This window comes from Variovorax sp. efr-133-TYG-130 (assembly GCF_030208835.1).
GTDB lineage: Bacteria > Pseudomonadota > Gammaproteobacteria > Burkholderiales > Burkholderiaceae_C > Variovorax.
On sequence record NZ_JARVTD010000039.1, the window covers coordinates 1 to 3,126 of the forward strand.

3 protein-coding genes are annotated in these 3,126 nt (G+C 65.5%); all 3 read right to left on the reverse strand.

All coding sequences use genetic code 11. From position 1 onward, the window contains the following. The coding region (locus QRN67_RS30010; RefSeq protein ID WP_285414788.1) for a methyl-accepting chemotaxis protein at nucleotides 1-1,132 on the reverse strand (1,132 nt) is incomplete at its 3' end. A 7-nt stretch (nucleotides 1,133-1,139) separates the two neighbouring features. After that, a complete protein-coding gene (locus tag QRN67_RS30015; RefSeq protein ID WP_081265897.1) occupies nucleotides 1,140-1,424 on the reverse strand; it encodes a hypothetical protein in 285 nt (94 codons plus the stop codon). 7 nt (nucleotides 1,425-1,431) lie between these two features. Then, nucleotides 1,432-2,997, reverse strand: coding sequence for a methyl-accepting chemotaxis protein (locus QRN67_RS30020; protein WP_285414789.1), 1,566 nt, complete (start codon nucleotides 2,995-2,997; stop codon nucleotides 1,432-1,434). Nucleotides 2,998-3,126 lie beyond the last annotated feature (129 nt).

Genomic DNA, 3,126 nt, shown 5'->3' on the forward strand with positions numbered 1-3,126 from the left:
TCAGCGCCAGGATGTTGGTCTGGAACGCGATGCCGTCGATCACGCCGATGATGTCCACGATCTTCTTGGAAGACGCGTCGATCGAGCCCATCGTTCCGACCACCTGCGACACGACGCTTCCGCCCTTCATCGCCACTTCCGAAGCCGAAACCGCCAGCTGGTTCGCCTGGCGTGCGTTGTCGGCGTTCTGCTTCACCGTGCTCGTGAGCTGTTCCATCGAGGCAGCGGTCTGCTCCAGCGAGCTGGCCTGCTGCTCCGTGCGCGACGACAGGTCCTGGTTGCCCGAAGCGATCTGGCTGGACGCCGTGGCGATCGTGTCCGTTCCCATGCGCACGTCGCGCACGATGCGAACCAGGCTCTCGTTCATCGCCTTCAGCGCGGCCATCAGCCGGCCGGTCTCGTCCTTCGAGTGCACTTCGATGCGCGACGTGATGTCGCCCGCGGCCACCTTCTCGGCCACCTGAACGGCCTCGCCGATCGGACGCGTGATCGATCGCGTGGTGAACCATGCGATGGCCGCGCCGAACAGTATGGCGAAGCCGCCCAGCGCGAGCATCAGGTTGCGCGACCATGCATAGCCTTCGGCGGCTTCCCGGTTGGCGGCCCGGGCCTGCCTGTTTTCGCTGGCGTCCATGGCATCGAGCTCGGCCAGCACGCCCCGCACGGCCGGCTGGAACTTCGTGATGAAGACCTGCGTCGCTTCCTCGTTCTTGTTCTGCAGCGCCAGCTCGGACAGCTGCGAATTCAGCGGCAGGAGCAGCGCGGCCTTCTCGTCGGCCCTGGCCAGCAGGGCCTTGCCTTCCGGCCCGGTCAGCGTCTTCTCCAAGGTGTTGTGGGCTTCCGTGTAGCGTTCACGGGCGCTGGCGATCTTCTTCGACTCCTCGCGCATGGCGGCTTCTTCGGTCAGCAGGATCAGGTTGCCGTCGAGGATGGCGATCTCGCGGACGGCGTCCGACATCGTGTTGACCGCGGCCATCCTGACGTTGTTGCCCTCGACGATGCCTTCGAGCCGCGACTGCACGTCGCCCATGGCCTGGAGCCCGAGGCCGATGGCCCCGGCCAGCATCAGAAGAACGGCGGCAAAGCCGGCACCCAGGCGGGTGCCGATCCGTAGATTGAGAAATGAGCGCATGGGTGTTTCAGGAATCTCTTGCGTTGACGTTTTGAAGAACCCGGTCCAGCCTTTCGGCGGTCTTCAGCGCGTTGTGGCTGGAACGGTGGAAGGAACGCGCGATGAACCACGCAATGACAATTCCGGCAAGCAGCGATGCGGCGCCCATCGCCAGCATCGCGCTGCGGGCCCACGCCAGGCCGGCGCCGGCCTGGAAACCGACGCCGAGCGCCGCCGCAAGCAACAAGAAGAACACGGCAATGCCGGCGCCCAGGCGCAGGGCGAACTTCGGAGAAAGGCGGGCATGGGACAACACCTCGTCAGACCGCCACGGCAACGGCCTCGTCGGCGTCGATCTTGAAGGTGCTCACAGCCCTGACGAGGTTGTCGGCCTGTTCCTGCAGCGACTGGGCGGCGGCCGAGGCCTGCTCGACCAGCGCGGCGTTCTGCTGCGTGACCTGGTCCATCTGCGTGATGGCCTGGTTGATCTGCTCGATGCCGGAGGTCTGCTCCTGGCTCGCTGCCGTGATCTCGCCCATGATGTCGGTCACGCGGCGCACGCTGCCGACGATCTCTTCCATCGTGCGGCCGGCTTCGCTGACTTGCTTGCTGCCTTCCTCGACTTTCTCCACGGAGTCGCCGATGAGGGTCTTGATTTCCTTGGCCGCCGATGCCGAGCGCTGCGCGAGGTTGCGCACTTCGGAAGCCACCACGGCAAAGCCCTTGCCTTGCTCGCCGGCGCGTGCGGCCTCCACCGCCGCATTCAACGCCAGGATGTTGGTCTGGAACGCGATGCCGTCGATCACGCCGATGATGTCGACGATCTTCTTGGACGACGCATTGATCGAGCCCATGGTGTCCACGACCTGCGACACGACGCTGCCGCCCTTCACGGCAACTTCTGAAGCTGACACAGCCAGCTGGTTTGCCTGGCGTGCGTTGTCCGCGTTCTGCTTCACCGTCGAAGTCAGCTCCTCCATGGAAGCAGCCGTCTGCTCCAGCGAACTGGCCTGCTGTTCGGTGCGCGACGACAGGTCTTCGTTGCCCGCCGCGATCTGCCGGGACGCCACCGCAATCGCGTCGGTCGACGCCTTGATGCGCGTCACCAGGTCGGTCAGCGTGTCTTCCATGTCGCCCATGCCGCGCAGCAGCCGGCCGAAGTCGCCGCCGCGATCGGTCTCGAATTCCTGGCTCAGGTCGCCGGACGCCACGGTCTCGGCAATGAGCAGCGCCTCGCCGATCGGCTGCACGATGCCGCGCGTCAGCAGCCATGCAATGACCGAACCCAGCGCCAAGGCTAGCGCCGCCAGCACGACGAGGTAGACGCGGCCCGACTGGTACCGGGCTTCGATGTCGCTGGCCGTGCTGTCGATCTGCTGCTGCTGCAGCGCGGCCATCGCGCGGATGCTGGCATCGTAGGTCTCGAGCACGGGCAGCAGTTGCGTGTCGGTGAGCTTCGCGGCCTCTTCCGGCTGGCCGTCGGCCTTCAGCTTGAGCAGCTTGTTGCGCAGCTCGACGTAGTCGCCGCGCTTTTTCTTGATGTCGGCGCTCAGCGCCAGCTCCGCGGGGGACACCAGCATGTCCTCGAGCTTCTTCTGTGTCTCGGAGATTCCGGCGCTGGTGACGGCAATGCCTTTTTTCAGGTAGTCCTGCACCGTGGCGTCGGTGCTCTTGAGCAGCGAGATGGTGCGCACGCCGTTGGAGGTGGTGCCCAAGTGCCAGGCCGAGGCCAGGCGCTCCTTCACCAGCGACTGCCGGGCCAGTTCCTTCGTGGCCTCGCCCACGGCCTGCAGGCGCAGCACGCCCAGGCCGGCGATCAGCACCACCAGCGCGAGCACGACCGCGAATCCGGCGCCCAGGCGCCGGCTCGTATTCCAATTCTTCATGTGGCTTGTCTCCTGTCGGACCCTCTGGTGTCTTCTTTATGCGGTGCCCGGAGAAGGCTCAGGCCGCCATCTTCTCGATGAGGCCCATTTCCTGGCTCGACATGAGCCGGTCGATGTCCACCAGGATCA